At 68.7% G+C, this 14,994-nt stretch carries 15 protein-coding genes and 2 pseudogenes; 10 read left to right on the top strand and 7 right to left on the bottom strand.

What is annotated here, in order from left to right:
* A partial coding sequence (gene rph, locus AD428_RS17815; RefSeq protein WP_053246064.1) for a ribonuclease PH occupies positions 1-708 on the bottom strand: 708 nt, incomplete at its 3' end.
* Positions 709-906: 198 nt separating this feature from the next.
* Between rph and AD428_RS17810 the strand changes: the two genes are divergently transcribed.
* The gene (locus tag AD428_RS17810) at positions 907-1,833 is read left to right on the top strand and encodes a YicC/YloC family endoribonuclease (RefSeq protein ID WP_053246063.1); all 927 of its coding nucleotides are present in this window, start codon (positions 907-909) and stop codon (positions 1,831-1,833) included.
* Positions 1,834-1,979: 146 nt separating this feature from the next.
* On the opposite strand, the gene AD428_RS28965 is transcribed toward AD428_RS17810, so the two are convergent.
* Entirely contained in the window at positions 1,980-2,102 is a 123-nt protein-coding gene (locus tag AD428_RS28965) for a hypothetical protein (protein WP_255352271.1), read from the bottom strand.
* A gap of 13 nt (positions 2,103-2,115) precedes the next feature.
* On the opposite strand from AD428_RS28965, the pseudogene AD428_RS25355 reads away from it, so the two are divergent.
* The 5 genes and pseudogenes from AD428_RS25355 to AD428_RS17790 form a co-directional block, all read left to right on the top strand.
* Positions 2,116-2,326 (top strand): annotated as a pseudogene (locus tag AD428_RS25355) (helix-turn-helix domain-containing protein); the annotation flags it as partial.
* A 182-nt stretch (positions 2,327-2,508) separates the two neighbouring features.
* Positions 2,509-2,913 carry a group III truncated hemoglobin gene (locus AD428_RS17805; RefSeq protein ID WP_053246062.1) on the top strand — a complete coding sequence of 135 codons (405 nt, stop codon included), beginning with the start codon at positions 2,509-2,511 and terminating at the stop codon, positions 2,911-2,913.
* A gap of 77 nt (positions 2,914-2,990) precedes the next feature.
* Positions 2,991-3,425 (top strand): succinate dehydrogenase, cytochrome b556 subunit, encoded by a 435-nt coding sequence (sdhC, locus tag AD428_RS17800; RefSeq protein WP_082308477.1) that lies wholly within the window; start codon positions 2,991-2,993, stop codon positions 3,423-3,425.
* 168 nt (positions 3,426-3,593) lie between these two features.
* Positions 3,594-3,755 carry a hypothetical protein gene (locus AD428_RS27160; RefSeq protein ID WP_200908059.1) on the top strand — a complete coding sequence of 54 codons (162 nt, stop codon included), beginning with the start codon at positions 3,594-3,596 and terminating at the stop codon, positions 3,753-3,755.
* A gap of 21 nt (positions 3,756-3,776) precedes the next feature.
* Positions 3,777-4,472 (top strand): succinate dehydrogenase iron-sulfur subunit, encoded by a 696-nt coding sequence (locus AD428_RS17790; protein ID WP_053246061.1) that lies wholly within the window; start codon positions 3,777-3,779, stop codon positions 4,470-4,472.
* Between the two features lie 39 nt (positions 4,473-4,511).
* On the opposite strand, the gene fdxA is transcribed toward AD428_RS17790, so the two are convergent.
* The 3 genes from fdxA to ytfE are packed head-to-tail and all read right to left on the bottom strand — an operon-like array spanning position 4,512 to position 7,896.
* The gene (gene fdxA, locus AD428_RS17785) at positions 4,512-4,841 is read right to left on the bottom strand and encodes a ferredoxin FdxA (RefSeq protein WP_053246060.1); all 330 of its coding nucleotides are present in this window, start codon (positions 4,839-4,841) and stop codon (positions 4,512-4,514) included.
* Between the two features lie 56 nt (positions 4,842-4,897).
* Positions 4,898-7,186: a nitric-oxide reductase large subunit gene (locus tag AD428_RS17780; RefSeq protein WP_053246059.1), complete on the bottom strand. Its 2,289-nt coding sequence runs from the start codon at positions 7,184-7,186 to the stop codon at positions 4,898-4,900.
* A 29-nt stretch (positions 7,187-7,215) separates the two neighbouring features.
* Positions 7,216-7,896, bottom strand: a complete 681-nt coding sequence (gene ytfE / locus AD428_RS17775; RefSeq protein WP_053246058.1) for an iron-sulfur cluster repair protein YtfE — start codon at positions 7,894-7,896, stop codon at positions 7,216-7,218.
* Positions 7,897-8,052: 156 nt separating this feature from the next.
* Here ytfE and norR point away from each other — a divergent pair.
* Positions 8,053-9,390: pseudogene (gene norR, locus AD428_RS17770) on the top strand (nitric oxide reductase transcriptional regulator NorR); the annotation flags it as partial.
* Between the two features lies 1 nt (position 9,391).
* Here norR and AD428_RS25350 read toward each other — a convergent pair.
* The coding region (locus AD428_RS25350) for a c-type cytochrome (RefSeq protein WP_152968139.1) at positions 9,392-9,770 on the bottom strand (379 nt) is incomplete at its 3' end.
* A 237-nt stretch (positions 9,771-10,007) separates the two neighbouring features.
* On the opposite strand from AD428_RS25350, the gene AD428_RS17765 reads away from it, so the two are divergent.
* On the top strand, positions 10,008-10,781 hold the full coding sequence (locus tag AD428_RS17765; RefSeq protein ID WP_053246057.1) for an SDR family oxidoreductase: 774 nt from the start codon (positions 10,008-10,010) through the stop codon (positions 10,779-10,781).
* A 50-nt stretch (positions 10,782-10,831) separates the two neighbouring features.
* Here the strand turns inward: AD428_RS17765 and AD428_RS17760 are convergent, their stop codons facing one another.
* Positions 10,832-11,434, bottom strand: coding sequence for a C40 family peptidase (locus tag AD428_RS17760; RefSeq protein WP_053246056.1), 603 nt, complete (start codon positions 11,432-11,434; stop codon positions 10,832-10,834).
* Between the two features lie 291 nt (positions 11,435-11,725).
* On the opposite strand from AD428_RS17760, the gene AD428_RS17755 reads away from it, so the two are divergent.
* Both AD428_RS17755 and AD428_RS17750 read left to right on the top strand, forming a co-directional pair.
* Entirely contained in the window at positions 11,726-13,222 is a 1,497-nt protein-coding gene (locus AD428_RS17755; RefSeq protein ID WP_369798779.1) for an AMP nucleosidase, read from the top strand.
* Between the two features lie 127 nt (positions 13,223-13,349).
* Entirely contained in the window at positions 13,350-14,906 is a 1,557-nt protein-coding gene (locus AD428_RS17750) for an amino acid permease (protein WP_053246055.1), read from the top strand.
* Positions 14,907-14,994: the final 88 nt, after the last annotated feature.

Here is a 14,994-nt window from a genome sequence, read left to right as displayed (position 1 = left end):
CACCAGCCCGGCAATGCCGGTTTCGGCCAGGGCCAGCATGGCGTCCAGCTCGGCGCGCGTGAAGGTGGCGCCCTCGCCCGTGCCCTGGACTTCCACGAACGCCCCGCTGCCGGTCATCACCACATTCACGTCGGCGTCGCAGGCGGAATCTTCCTGGTAGTCCAGATCCAGCACCGCGCGGCCCTGCACCAGCCCCACCGACACCGCGGCCACCGCGTCGCGGATGGGGTTGGCCGCCAGGTCGCCGCGCCGCATCAGCAAGTTGACCGCGTCGGCCGCCGCCACCCAGGCGCCGGTGATGCTGGCGCAGCGCGTGCCGCCGTCGGCCTGCAGCACGTCGCAGTCCAGGTGCAGGGTGCGCTCGCCGAGCGCTTTCAGGTCGAAGACCGCGCGCAGGCTGCGGCCGATGAGGCGCTGGATTTCCTGGGTGCGGCCGCTCTGCTTGCCGCGGGCGGCCTCGCGGTCGCCGCGCGTGTGGGTGGCGCGGGGCAGCATGCCGTATTCGGCCGTCACCCAGCCCTCGCCGCGGCCTTTCAGGAAAGGCGGCACCTTGTCCAGCACGCTGGCGGTGCACAGTACGCGGGTGTCGCCGGCCCTGACCAGCACCGACCCTTCGGCGTAGCGCGTGTAGCCGCGCTCCAGGCTGAAGGGGCGCAGCTGGTCGACGGCGCGGCCCGAGGGCCGCGCGATGGCGGAAGAAGTGTTCAAGGCAAGCTCCGTAGCGATGAAGATCGGTGTCGTCCCGGCGCGGGCCGCCTCGCGGGGCCCGACCCGGGGATCCGCCGCATTGTACGAGGCGGAGGCGGCGCGGACCGCGCGCTTGGAGTATCCTGCCGCGATATCGGGCCGGTCGCGGCGACGCGCCCCGCCCTGTTCCCATTTATCGCCATACCAGGACACCTCGCCATGATCCGCAGCATGACCGCTTTCGGCAACGCCCGCGCAGACCTCGAACAAGGTACGCTCGCCGTCGAACTGCGCAGCGTCAACAGCCGCTTTCTCGACCTGTACTTCCGCCTGCCCGACGAGCTGCGCCACGTGGAGACGCCGCTGCGCGAACTGCTGACCTCGCATCTCGGGCGCGGCAAGGTCGAGGTGCGCGTCTCCTACACGCGCAACGCCTCGGCCGAACTCGCCGCGCTGGACCCGGCCTGGCTGGAAGGACTGGCCGAACAGCTGCAGGCCGCGCGCCGCATCATTCCCGACATTTCCGCGCCGCGCCTGGTCGAACTCTTCAACTGGCCCGGCCAGCGCGCCGGCGACGCGCTGGACCCGCAGATATGGGGCGCGGCCTGCATGCAGGCTGCCCAGCAGGCGCTGGCCCAACTGCAGGATGGTCGCGCGCGCGAAGGCGAACGGCTCGCGGCCATGATGCGCGACTGCGCCGACGGCGTGGGGCGCATCGTGGACACGGTCGAAGCCCACCTGCCGCAGTTGCTCGCCGAGCACCGCGACAAGCTGGCGCTCAAGCTGCGCGAAAGCGTCGAAGCGGCTTTTCCCGGCGGCTTCGCCCACATCAGCGGCGAAGAGCTGTCCGAGCGCCTGTCGCAGGAAGCCACCCTTTTCGCCCTGCGCATCGACGTGGCCGAGGAACTGTCGCGCCTGCGCTCGCACCTGGAGGAATTGCGCCACCTGCTCACCGACGGCGGCAAAGCGGGCGGCAAAAAACACGCCGGCAGCGCCGGCAAGCGCCTGGACTTCCTGTTCCAGGAAATGAACCGCGAAGCCAACACCTTGGGCTCCAAGGCCGGCAGCCTGGAAGTGACCCGCGCCGCCATGGACCTGAAGCTGCTCATCGAGCAGATGCGGGAGCAGGCGCAGAACATCGAGTAAACGCGCGGGGGAGCCACGTCGCCCCAGGGCCAGCCAGGCCGCAATTGCGTCGCGGAACACGCACACGGGCCGCATGCCGGATTTTCTGCCGCCGTTCCAGCGCCCTCCCGCGCATTCCGCGAAAAGTCGCGCCAGGCTCGGGCCCATCAATGCACGCCGTTGCCGGACTGCCCTCCTACATCCTCCAGCCCGGGAAGCGCCTGAGCGCCGAAGAGCGCCAGGGCCTCATCGGCGATCTGGCCCGATCCCCCCAGAGCCGGACGCATCATGGAAGGCGCGGGCGGCGTGCGCGTGCACCGTCCGCGCCCCGTCGACGCAAGGGCCGTGCGGGCCCAAAGTGGGCATGCCCCGGGAGCAGTTCGCCGCGCGGTTCGGCTTTTCCAGGGCGACCCTGCGGCACTGGGAGCGCGGCGACCGCTCTCCGAGGGGACCGTCGCTGGCGCGGCTTGACGTGATCGAACGGAATCCCGAGGCGCTCATCGAAACCCTGGCCCGAACTTGCCGGATAGTCCGTCGGCGGCTTCCCCGCGACGATTACGCCTCCCGTTCAGCGCATGAAATGGGCTGAACCTCTCGTGCCTGCCCGATTTCCGCCCGAACCCGGCGCAGCGCTTTTCAAGCTGCAAGCCCCGATATAAGATGCATTGAACGTATATCTTATAAACAGGAGGCGCCGTGCGGTCGCCGGATCTTTGCACCGAAGAAGCCATCACGGACCTGGTGCACCAGTTTTATGCCGCCGTGCGCCGCGATGAGCGGCTGGGGCCGATTTTCAATGGCCATGTCCGCGACTGGGACGAGCACCTGGCCAAGCTGGTGGATTTCTGGTCGTCGATTCTGCGCGGCACGCGGCGGTTCACGGGCACGCCCATGCCCAAGCATATTGCGCTGCCCGACTTGAGCGCCGAGCTGTTCCAGCGCTGGCTGGCGCTGTTCCGCGAGACGGCCGCGGCGCAGCCGAACCAGGCGATGGCGAGGCACGCCGTGGAGATGGCGCAACGCATTGCCCAGAGTCTCTGGTACGGCTATCAGCTGAGCCGCGCGCCCGAGACGCCGCCCGCCGGGTTGCAGGATGGCTGAGCCGCGCCCGCCCTTGCGTCGCGGCGGCGCGCGCCGCGTCGCCGCCCCGCCCTGCCTGGCAGGCGGGAGCCGCTGACATGGCGCGCGCGGCCGCCGCCTCCCGGCGCAAGGCGGTTTCGGCCGTGGGCGGCCGTCTCGATCCAGCACGGCTGCCGCGTTTTCTGAACCTGTTTGCGATCCGGTTTCCGGTGGGTGCGCTCGTGTCGATCGGGCACCGGATTTCCGGCGTCTGTCTGCTGCTGTTCGTTCCCTGGGCGCCGGATCTGCTGTCCCGGTCGCTGCGCGGCCAGGCGGAGTATGACGCGCTGGCCGCCGCGCTGCGTTCGCCCTGGGCCGCGCCGCTGGTGTTCGTGTTTCTATGGGCGTTCTGTTTTCACCTGGTGGCGGGCATACGCCACTTGCTGATGGACGCCGGCCTGGGCGCTCGCCTGCGCACGGCGCGGGCGAGCGCGCGGATCGTGCTGGCGCTGCTGGCGGCGCTGGCGCTGCTGATCGCATGGAGGGCGGCATGAGGCAATTCACGGGCCAGCGCGCCTGGCTGATGCAGCGCCTGAGCGCGCTGGCGCTGCTGGCGGCGGCCGCCGCGCTGGCGGGCTTTCTGCTGGCGGCGGGGCCGCCGGACTACCACACGTGGGCGGCGTTCGCGCGCCATCCCGCTGGGTGGCACGCTGATCCTGGCGGTGGCTGCGGCGCTATGCCTGCACGGCTGGGTGGGTGCGCGCGACGTGGCGCTGGACTACATCCACCGTCCGTGGCTGCGGCTTGCCGTGCTGGCGTTGGCGGCGAGCGCGCTGGGGCTGGTGTTCCTGCGCGTGCTGCTGGCGCTGGCGCGGGTTTTCTGAATCCCGCCGCAGGCCCACGCCATGCGCTTCCAGGTCTACCGCTACGACCCCGATACGGACGCCCGCCCGCGCATGCAGGAGTACGACCTGCCCGATTCGCCCGGCGACCGCATGCTGCTGGACGCGCTGGTGCGGCTCAAGGGCCTGGACGACAGCCTGTCGTTCCGGCGGTCGTGCCGCGAAGGCGTGTGCGGCTCGGACGCGATGAACATCAACGGCCGCAACGGCCTGGCCTGCATCCAGCCCTTGCGCGCGCTGAAAGAGCCGGTGGTGCTGCGGCCGCTGCCGGGCTTTCCGGTCATCCGCGACCTCATCGTGGACATGACGCAGTTCTTCGCGCATTACGAAGAAATCCGCCCGTACCTCATCAACCGCGAACCGCCGCCCGAGCGCGAGCGCCTGCAGTCGCCCGAGGCGCGCGAGCGGCTGGACGGCCTGTACGAGTGCATTCTGTGCGCCTGTTGCAGCGGGTTCTGCCCGTCGTACTGGTGGAATCCCGACAAGTTCATCGGCCCGGCCGGGCTGCTGCAGGCGTACCGCTTCATCGCGGATTCGCGCGACACGGCGACGGCCGAGCGGCTGGCCTACCTGGACGACGTGTACAGGCTCTACCGCTGCCGCACGATCATGAACTGCACCGAAGTCTGTCCCAAGCAGCTGAGCCCGTCGCGCGCGATCGAGAAGATCCGCCTGGCGCTGGTGCGCGCCTCGGTATGACGGCAACGCGCGGGCGCCCGCCCCTGCGCCGCTTCGTCCCTACGGCCCCTCGTCGAGGAAGGCGCGCTTGGCTTGCACGCCGGCCCATCGGTCGGCGTCCGGCAAGGCGTTCTTGCCCCGCGCGATGACCGGCCAGCGCGTGGCCAGCCGGACATTGATTTCGACGAAATCCCGCTGGTCCGCGGGCACGTCCGCTTCGAAAAAAATCGCGCCGACCGGACAGGCGGGAACGCAAAGCGTGCAGTCGATACAGTCGCCCGGGTCGATGACCAGCATGTCGGCGCCTTCGCGGAAGGCATCCACCGGACAGACGACCACGCAGCGGGTGTATTTGCAGCGTATGCACGGCTCGGTAACGACATGGGTCATGCGCTCTCTCCGGTTGGACGGCGGCCCGCGGGCGCGGACCGCCTTCGTCTTGCCGCTCAGCGCGGCACGCCCACCGCGGCGGCGTCGCGCGGCAGCGCCGGGATGCGCGCGCGTCCCAGCAGGCCCAGCACGACCTGCAGCGCCATGGAAACCGCGCCGGCGATGAACACCACGTCGCCGAAGGTGCGCACCCAGCGCAGGGTCTGCAGAATGTCCTGCTGCATGAACGCCTCGCTGCGCGCATACCACAGGCCCTGGCTGACGCTGGCGTGGAACTGGATGATGCCGATGGGCAGCAGGCTGGTGAGGATCATCAGCGCGAGCCCCAGGTTCAGCCCCCAGAACGCGGTTTTCATGAGCCCTTGCCGCAGCACGTAATCCGGCCGGATGTAGCGCAGCACCAGCAGGGTGAAGCCCAGCGCCAGGAATCCGTACACCCCGAACAGCGCGGCATGGGCATGCACAGGCGTGGTGTTGAGGCCCTGGATATAGTAGAGCGAGATCGGCGGGTTGATCATGAAGCCGAAAACGCCCGCGCCCAGCATGTTCCAGAACGCCACCGCCACGAAGCACATGAGGGGCCACTTGAGGTTCGCCATCCAGGGCGCGCGCTCGCGCAACCGCCAGTTTTCCCAGGCCTCGTAGCCCAGCACGATGAGCGGAACCACTTCCAGCGCGGAAAAGCTCGCCCCCACCGCCATCACCGGCGTGGTGGTGCCCGCGAAGTACAGGTGGTGGAAGGTGCCCGGGATGCCGCCCAGCATGAAGAGCGAGGCCGAAGCCAGGCTGGCGGCCGTCGCCATGGGCCGCGACACCAGCCCCAGCGTCGAGAAGACAAATGCCAGCGCCGTGGTGGCGAACACTTCGAAGAAGCCTTCCACCCACAGGTGCACCACCCACCAGCGCCAGTACTCCATGACGGACAGGTTGGTGCGCTCGCCGTAGAACAGGCCCGCGCCGTAGAAGAGCCCGATGGCCACGACCGACGCGGTGAGCAGCGCCAGCAGGTTCTTGTCGCCGCCGGGCTTTCTGAATGCGGGGGCGATGCCGCGCACCATCAGCAGCAGCCAGAAGGCGATGCCCGCGAGCTTGCCGATCTGCCACAGCCGGCCCAGGTCCACGTATTCATAGCCCTGGTGCCCGAGCCAGAAGTTCCACTCGGGCGGCATGACCTGCGCGATGGCGAGATAGTTGCCGACGAAGGATCCGACCACCACCACGACCAGCGCCCAGAACAGAATGTCCACGCCCAGCTTCTGGTGTTTCGGGTCTTTGCCGCCGTTGATCAGGGGAGCCAGGAACAGGCCCGCGGCCAGGAACCCCGTCGCGATCCAGAACAGCGCCGCCTGGATGTGCCAGGTGCGCACCAGCGAATACGGGAACCACTGCGACACGTCCACGCCGTAGAACTTCTGCCCTTCGACGGTGTAGTGCGCCGTGAAGCCGCCGATGAAGACCTGGAACACGAACAGGGCCGCCACCAGGAACAGGTACTTGCCCAGCGCGCGCTGCGAGGGCGTGAGCGCGAACGTGGTCAGCGGGTCTTGCGCGGCGGGGGCCGGCAGCGGCTCGTCGTGCTCGCGCAGGAAGGCCCAGCCCCACACCAGCAGGCCCACGCCGGCCAGCAGGATCACCACGCTGGCGATGGACCAGATGATGTTCTCCGCGCTGGGGTGGTTGCCGATGAGCGGTTCGTGCGGCCAGTTGTTGGTATAGGTGGCCTCGTGGCCCGGCCGCTCCGTCGCCGCGGCCCAGGCGGTCCAGAAGAAGAAGTGCGCGAGCTGGGCGCGGCGCTGGGCGCTGGGCAGCGTGTTTTCCTTCATGGCGAAATGCTCGCGGCTCTCGTGCAGCGCCGGCGCATCGGAAAACAACTGGTCGTAATAGGCCGCCGTCTGCGCCATGGCCTGGGCGCGGCGCGCCGACACGGTAAGCGCGCCGGTGGCCGGATCGGCGCGGTTGCCGCGGTATTCGGCGCGCAGTTCCTCGCGCAGGCCGGCCTGGCGCGGCGCATCCAGTTCCGCGTACGGCATGCCGTAGCGCGCCTGGGCGGCCAGGTCCAGCCACGCGGTCAGTTCGCGGTGCAGCCAGTCGGCGGTCCAGTCGGGCGCCTGGTAGGCGCCGTGGCCCCAGATCGAGCCCAATTGCATGCCGCCCACGGACTGCCATGCGGTCTGGCCATCGAGGATGTCCTTCTGCGTGAAAAGCGTCCGGCCGTCGGCGGTGTCGACCCGCTGCGGAATGGGCGGCGCCTGCCGGTAGACTTCGGCGCCGTAGTAGCCCAGCAGCGAAAACGTTACCGCCAGCACGGCGATGAGAATGAACCAGAGTTTGCGGTACGGACCCATGAAAATGCCCTTTGCGGTTGGAAGTCGGGTCAGGCGTGCTTTGCCTCGGCGGCGTGGGACGCGTCTTCGAAAAGAATGTTGTTTTCCAGGTGGATGTGTTCCATCAGGTCTTCCCGGAACGCGGCCAGGCCCAGGTACAGCGCGCGCCAGGTGTTGCAGGCGCCGCGCGGCAGCGTGATGTCGTGGGTCAGCGCCAGCAGCTCCCGCAGCGCGTCGCCGTGCTGGTCGTGCTCCATGCGCATGACCATGATGGGGCCGCCCGCCATCGCGGCATGGCCGCGCGCAAGCAGCGGAAAGAGCACGAGTTCTTCTTTCTGCATGTGGCTTTCGAGTTCCTGCTGCATGCCGTGCAGCAGTTCGGCCAATCCCGCCGGGCAGTCCGGATGGCCGGCGTGCACCTGCTCGACCTTGCGCGCCAGGCGGATCAGCTCGGGCAGCTGCTCGCGGTGGCGCTCGTGGTATCGCACGAGAATGTGGTCGATCAGGTCGGAAGGCGAGGCCCCGCCCCAATCGCGGCGCTCCTGCCCCGCGTCGGTCGCGGCCAGCAGCCGCGCCTCGATGGCGGCGGGATCCAGGGATTTCTCGGCCGCGGCTTCCCGCAGGCTGTGCTTGCCGCCGCAGCAGAAATCGAGGTCGTATTCGTGGAAGATTCGGGTGGCGCCCGGAATGGTTCGCGCCAATTGGCCCAGCGGCTGGTCGATCAGGTTCATGGTGCTTTCCTCGCACGGTGTAGGGAGTACCGCTCTCAAAGCGAAAACCGTGCCAGCCGGAAATACCAGGAAAATCAAGGGCCGGGCCGCCGCTGAGGTAATATTTACCGCAGCTTTTTAAGGTATTTATTACCTTTACATGGTGAAATAAACCCGATGCAAGCCCTGCTTCTCGCCGATCTCGTCGCCGAACTCCCGCAGGCGGTGCGCCTGCAGCGCCTGGTGAGCAGCCTGCGCGCGCACTTCCGGTGCGGCGCGGTGGCGCTGCTGCAGCTCGAGGCGGGCCATCTGCGGCCCATCGCCGTGGACGGGCTGGTCGAGGATGCGCTGGGCCGCCGCTTCGAGGTGGCGCAGCACCCGCGGCTCGCCGCCATCCTGGCGCGGCGCGGCGTGACCTGTTTCCACCACGAAAGCACCCTGCCCGACCCCTATGACGGCCTGATCGACGGCCAGGCCGGGCTTCCGCTGCCGGTGCACGACTGCATGGGCACCAGCCTGTATGTCGAAGGCCAGCCTTGGGGAGCGCTCACCCTGGACGCGCTGGACATCGGCACCTTCGACGCGCAGGCCCAGGCCGAACTGCACGAGTTCATTGTGGTCGTCGAAGCCTGCCTGCGGGTCACGCGCCTGGAATCTGAAATCCGCGCGCTGCGCGCCTCTCGCGGCGACGCGCCGAGCCTCGGCGCGGTGCACGAGGCGGGCGAGATCCTCGGGCAGAGCGAAACCATAAAGCGGCTGCTGCACGAACTCGAAATCGTGGCCGATTCCGAGCTGCCCGTACTGCTGTGGGGCGAAACCGGCGTGGGCAAGGAACTGTTCGCGCACCGCCTGCACCGGCTGTCGCGCCGCAGCGCCCGGCCGCTGGTGCACGTGAACTGCGCGGCGCTGCCCGAATCGCTGGCCGAAAGCGAGCTGTTCGGCCACGTCAAGGGCGCCTTCTCGGGCGCGCTGAGCGAGCGGCCGGGGCGCTTCGACGCGGCCAATGGCGGCACCCTCTTCCTCGACGAGGTCGGCGAGCTGCCGCTGACCGTGCAGAGCAAGCTGTTGCGGGCGTTGCAGAACGGCGAGATCCAGCGCCTGGGCGACGACCGGCCGCGCCACGTCGACGTGCGCGTCATCGCGGCCACCAACCGCAACCTGCGCGACCTGGTGCGCGACGCGCGTTCCGCGCCGACCTGTATCACCGCCTGTCCGTCTACCCCGTGCCCATTCCGCCGCTGCGCGAGCGCGGCAACGACGTGCTGCTGCTGGCGGGCCGCTTTCTCGAGCTCAACCGGGCGCGCCTGGGCCTGCGCAGCCTGCGGCTGTCGCGTCACGCCGAGGATGCCTTGCGCGGCTACCAGTGGCCGGGCAACGTGCGCGAGCTCGAACATGTCATCAGCCGCGCGGCCATCAAGGCGGTCAGCCGCGGCGCGGGCCGCAACGAGATCGTCACGCTGGAAGCCGACCTGCTCGATTTGCAGGGCATGGCGCTGCCGCCCGCCGCCCCGCCCGNGCATGGCGGTCGCGGCCAGCCGGTCCGCGTCCAGGGGAAAGGGCAGCGAGGCGTAATAGCCGGCCACCGCCTGGCGCTGGGCCGCGTCGAGCGCCTTGGCGGTAGGCGCCATGACCGGGCTGACGCGCGAGCCATTGGCCATGGCTTCGAGCTGTTCGGCCAGGTATTTGGATCCCATGCCCGCCAGCCGCGGAAAACCGGCATCCGGGTTGCCCTCGCCGTGCGCGCCGTGGCAGGTCACGCAGGCGGGCGCGCCGTTCGCGCCTTGCAGGCTGATCTGGCGACCGTCGGGCGCGGCATGCGCCAGAGGGGCCAGCGCCAGCAGGCCCAGCGCGAGCGCGGCGCCGCCCCGTCCGGCGGGGCTGATGCAGGAATGCATTCAAGTCTCCTGATTTTTAGTAATAAACAAATACCCAAAAATTATATAAAGACTTGTGACAGATCGGAACGGCGCATTTGCCCGAGGCCGTGCGCGCCGGCGAGCCGTCCGCCGCGGCGCCGGGCGCGGGAGGAACCCTGGTGGAAAAAATGGAAACTTCGCTTGCAGTTGGGCGCGGGGGATTCGCGGTAGCATTTGCGCGACATTCCAATCAGTGCCCATAACAAGGAGAATCCAATGAGCACGATCGACAATGCAGCGCCGGCGCGCGTCGCGCTGGTGACCGGCGCCGGAACGGGCATCGGCCGGGCCGTGGCGCTCGAATTCCTGGCGCAGGGCTACCGGGTCGTGTTGGCCGGGCGGCGGCGCGAGCCGCTGGAGGCCACGCGCACGGCGGCCGGGGAAGACGGGGTGCGGGCGCTGGTCGTTCCCACCGACGTGACGGACGAGCAGGCGGTGCGCGAGCTTTTCGAAACCACGCAGCGCGAATACGGCCGGCTGGACGTGCTTTTCAATAACGCCGGACGCGGCGCCCCCGCCGTGCCCATCGAGGAATTGCCGGTGTCGGTCTGGAAAGAGGTGGTGGACACCAACCTGACGGGCATGTTCCTGTGCGCCCAGGCGGCGATCCGCGTCATGAAGGCGCAGACCCCGCGCGGCGGGCGCATCATCAACAACGGTTCGATCTCGGCCCACGCCCCAAGGCCGTTCTCCATTGCCTACACCGCCACCAAGCATGCCGTGACGGGGTTGACCAAGTCCATTTCGCTGGATTGCCGTCCTTACGACATTGCCTGCGGCCAGATCGACATCGGCAACGCCGCCACCGACATGACCGAGCGCATGGCGACCGGCGTGCTGCAGGCCGACGGCAGCACCAGGGTCGAGCCGCGCATGGACGTGGCCCACGTGGCCCAGGCCGTGGCCGCCATGGCGCGGCTGCCGCTGGACACCAACGTGCAATTCATGACCATCATGGCCACCACCATGCCCTTCGTGGGGCGCGGCTGAGGCGGCGGCCGTGCGCGGGCGGGCTTTCCGCCGCCCGCGCGGACATCGGGTCAGCGCTCGGCCTGGGCCAGCAATTGGCCCTGGGGCATGTCGAGGTAGCTGCGCGCGCCCAGGTAGCGCTTGGACCAATATGGATTCTGCAGCTCGTCCACCCGGACCTTGGTGCCGCGCCGCGGCGCGTGCACGAATCGGTTCTGGCCGATGTAAATGCCCACGTGCGAGGTCGCGCCGCGTCCGCGCGTGGCGAAAAACACCAGGTCGCCGGGCCGGAGCTGCTGCTTGCTGCGCACGACCTTGCCCTGGGCGCGCTGCTGCCGCGCGGTGCGGGGCAGTTCCAGGCCTGCGATCTCGCGGTACACATACAGCACCAGTCCGCTGCAATCGAAGCCGTCGGCGTCGTCGCCGCCCCAACTGTAGGGCGTGCCGATGGCTTCCAGGCCCGCCTCGACCACGCGGTCGCGCAGGGTGGGCACGGTGGGTTCCTGGGCCAGGCGCAGGCCGTTGAGCGAGGCGCGCGCCTGCTCGGTGGGCAGGGATGCCTGGGCGGCCTGCGGCAGCCAGCAGAGCGCGAGCGCCAGGAGCGGAGGGCAGAGAAGAAGGCGGGAGGTGCTGCGGGGGGAGGAAAGTCGGTCTTTTCGCGTAGGCGGAGTCATTGCGTCACTTCAGGATCCGGAGTGGGCGTTAATGGCTATGCGGGAGGCAAGCCGGCGGAAAAGGCGCTGAAATAACCGGCTTGCCGGCGGGGGGTGCGCACGTTGGGCCTTATTGTAATGGAATAATGTTTCAATACATTTGTAGTGCAATGCAACATTCCCCCTGGCGGAAAGCTGCGGGGCGCCACGGACCGGGCGGGAGGCGTCACAGCGCTCGGGCATAATCGCGAGACGGCCGGCGGCCGCCGGCCGCCGCCGGACCGATCCGGCCATCGACAGCGGAGCCCAGCCATGATGAACGCGGTATTTTCGGCAGATTCCCTGAACCGTCCGCCTCCCATTCCCTTCGAACCCTTTCACGACGCCGTGGCGGCGGTAGACCGCCTGGCCGACATCTATGCCCGCAACACCGCTTTCCTGCGCGCGGCGTTCCGCCAGGTGCTGGAATCGGGCGGCGAGGCGGCCCGGGCGCGGGCCTGCTATCCGGCCATCCGCATCGCGGTGCTGACCTACGATCCCATCGACACCCGCCTGTCCTATGGCCACGTGGCCGAGCCGGGCGTGTACCAGACCACCATCACCCAGCCCGCGCTCTTTCGCGACTACCTGATCGAGCAGGTGGGGCATCTGCTGCAGAATCACGGCGTGGCGGTGGAAGTCGGGGAGTCGGATTCGCCGATCCCGCTGCATTTCGCGTTCTCGGAAGGGGCCTACGTGGAGGGCGAGCACCTGGAAGCGCTCAAGCGCCCGCTGCGCGACCTGTTCGACGTGCCCGACCTGGCGGTCACCGACGACGCCATCGTCAACGGCTCGTGGCGAGGCAGGGAAGGCGAGCCGCGTCCGCTCGCGCCCTTTACCGCCCAGCGCGTGGATTATTCGCTGCACCGGCTGCAGCACTACACCGCCACCGCGCCCGCGCATTTCCAGAATTTCGTGCTGTTCACCAACTACCAGTTCTACGTGGACGAGTTCTGCGCCCGCGCACGGGCCCTCATGGCCGCCGGCGACTGCGACTACGACATGCTGGTGGAACCCGGCAACCGCATCACCCGGCGCGGCGAAACCGGCTCGGACGATGCCGAACAGCCGGTGCGCCTGCCGCAGATGCCGGCCTACCACCTGGTGCGCGGCGACCACTCCGGCATTACCCTGGTCAACATCGGGGTCGGGCCGTCCAACGCCAAGACCATTACCGACCACATCGCCGTGCTGCGTCCGCACGCCTGGCTGATGCTGGGCCATTGCGCGGGCCTGCGCGATTCGCAGCGCCTGGGCGATTACGTGCTGGCCCACGGCTACGTGCGGGAAGACCACGTGCTCGACGACGACCTGCCGACCTGGGTGCCGGTGCCGGCGCTGGCGGAAGTGCAGGTGGCGCTGGAGCAGGCGGTGGAGGAAGTCGCGGGCCTGTCGGGCTGGGACCTCAAGCGCATCATGCGCACGGGCACGGTGGCCACCATCGACAACCGCAACTGGGAGCTGCGCGACCACGTCGACCTGGTGCAGCGTTTCGCGCAGTCGCGCGCGATCGCGCTGGACATGGAGTCGGCCACCATCGCGGCCAACGGCTTTCGCTTCCGGGTGCCGTACGGCACGCTGCTGTGCGTGTCCGACAAACCGCTGCATGGCGAACTGAAGCTGCCCGGCATGGCCAGCGCCTTCTACCGGCGCCAGGTCAATCAGCATCTGGAAATCGGCATACGCGCGCTGGAGCGCCTGCGCGGCATGCCGCCGGAACGCCTGCATTCGCGCAAGCTGCGCACCTTCATGGAAACCGCATTCCAGTAGCGCGGCCGCGAGGGTAAGCCTGTCCCTTTTTATACGCGGCCACGCCAGTTGCGCTATGCTCGCCGGTTGCTTCAGATTCCCGGCACCCGGCAGCGCTTCGGGGCGCCTTCACAAGACGTAGAAAGGAATGCATTTGGCTCCCTCGGAACAGCAAAGCGGGGCGCGGCCCCAGGGGCTGCGCCGCACGCTTTCGGCGCGGCACCTCACGATGATCGCGGTGGGCGGATCGATCGGCACCGGCCTGTTCGTCGCCTCCGGCGCGACCATCGCCCAGGCCGGCCCGGGCGGCGCGCTGCTGGGCTACGCGCTCATCGGGCTCATGGTCTATTTCCTCATGACCAGCCTGGGCGAGCTGGCGGCGGCCATGCCGGTGGCGGGCTCGTTTTCCACCTACGGCGCGCGCTACGTGGACGAGGGCTTCGGCTTCGCCCTGGGCTGGAACTACTGGTACAACTGGGCCGTCACGGTGGCGGTGGACCTGGTTGCCGCGCAGTTGGTCATGGCGTACTGGCTGCCCGACGTGCCCGGCGTGTACTGGAGCGCGCTGTTCCTGCTGCTCACCTTCGGCCTGAACGCGCTGTCCGCGCGCGGCTTCGGCGAGGCGGAATTCTGGTTCGCGCTGATCAAGGTCATTGCCGTGATCTGCTTCGTGGCCATGGGCGTGCTGATGCTGCTGGGCATCATCCGGGGCGGCGAGCACGGCGGCTGGGCCAACTGGACCGTGGGCGACGCGCCGTTCGCGGGCGGCTTCTCGGCCCTGATCGGCGTGGCCATGGTGGTGGGCTTCTCGTTCCAGGGCACCGAACTCATCGGCATCGCGGCGGGCGAGTCCAAGGATCCGGCCCGCAACCTGCCGCGCGCGGTGCGCCAGGTGTTCTGGCGCATCCTGCTTTTCTACGTGATGGCCATCCTGGTCATCGGCCTGCTCATTCCCTATACCGACCCGCAATTGCTGCGCAACGACGTCACCGACGTGAGCGTGAGCCCCTTCGCGTTGATCTTCGACCGCGCCGGCCTGCTGGCGGGCGCGTCCATCATGAATGCAGTGGTGCTCACCTCGGTGCTCTCGGCCGGGAATTCCGGCATGTATGCCGCCACCCGCATGCTGTACAGCCTGGCGCGCGACGGCAAGGCGCCGGCCCTCTTCGGCAGGGTGAGCCGCAACGGCGTGCCGTTCTGGGCCCTGATCGCCACCACCGTCGTGGCGGCGCTGTGCTTCTTCACTTTCGTGTTCAGCCCCAACGCGGTGTACATCTGGCTGCTCAACACGTCCGGCATGACGGGCTTCATCGCCTGGCTGGGCATCGCCATCAGCCACTACCGCTTCCGCAAGGGCTACCTGAAGCAGGGACGCAACCCGGCCGACCTGCCTTATGTGTCGCCGTTCTTTCCGTTCGGGCCGATCTTCGCTTTCGTGCTCTGCCTGATCATCACGCTGGGGCAGAACTACCAGGCGTTCCTGCAGGACCGCATCGACTGGGGCGGCGTGGCCGCCACGTACATCGGAATTCCGCTCTTCCTGCTGATCTGGCTGGGCTACCGCGTTTCCCGCGGTTCGCGCTTTGTGAGTTATGCCGACATGCGCTTTCCGCCCGCGCGCGCCCGCAGCGAATACCTGGATTCGGCGCTGCGCGGCGAGCATGGCGCGGCGCCGGGCGGCGAATCGCTGGGCAGCCGCGCCTGACGCCCGCCGCCGGCCGGCGGCGCGCTACGCTTTGATGCCGAGCCGGCGGGCGAGTTTGTGCAGGTTGCTCGCGTCGACGGCCAGCGCG

This window comes from Achromobacter sp. DMS1 (assembly GCF_001270295.1).
Note: the sequence above shows the minus strand (reverse complement) of the source record. Positions and strands in the feature narration are given on the sequence as shown.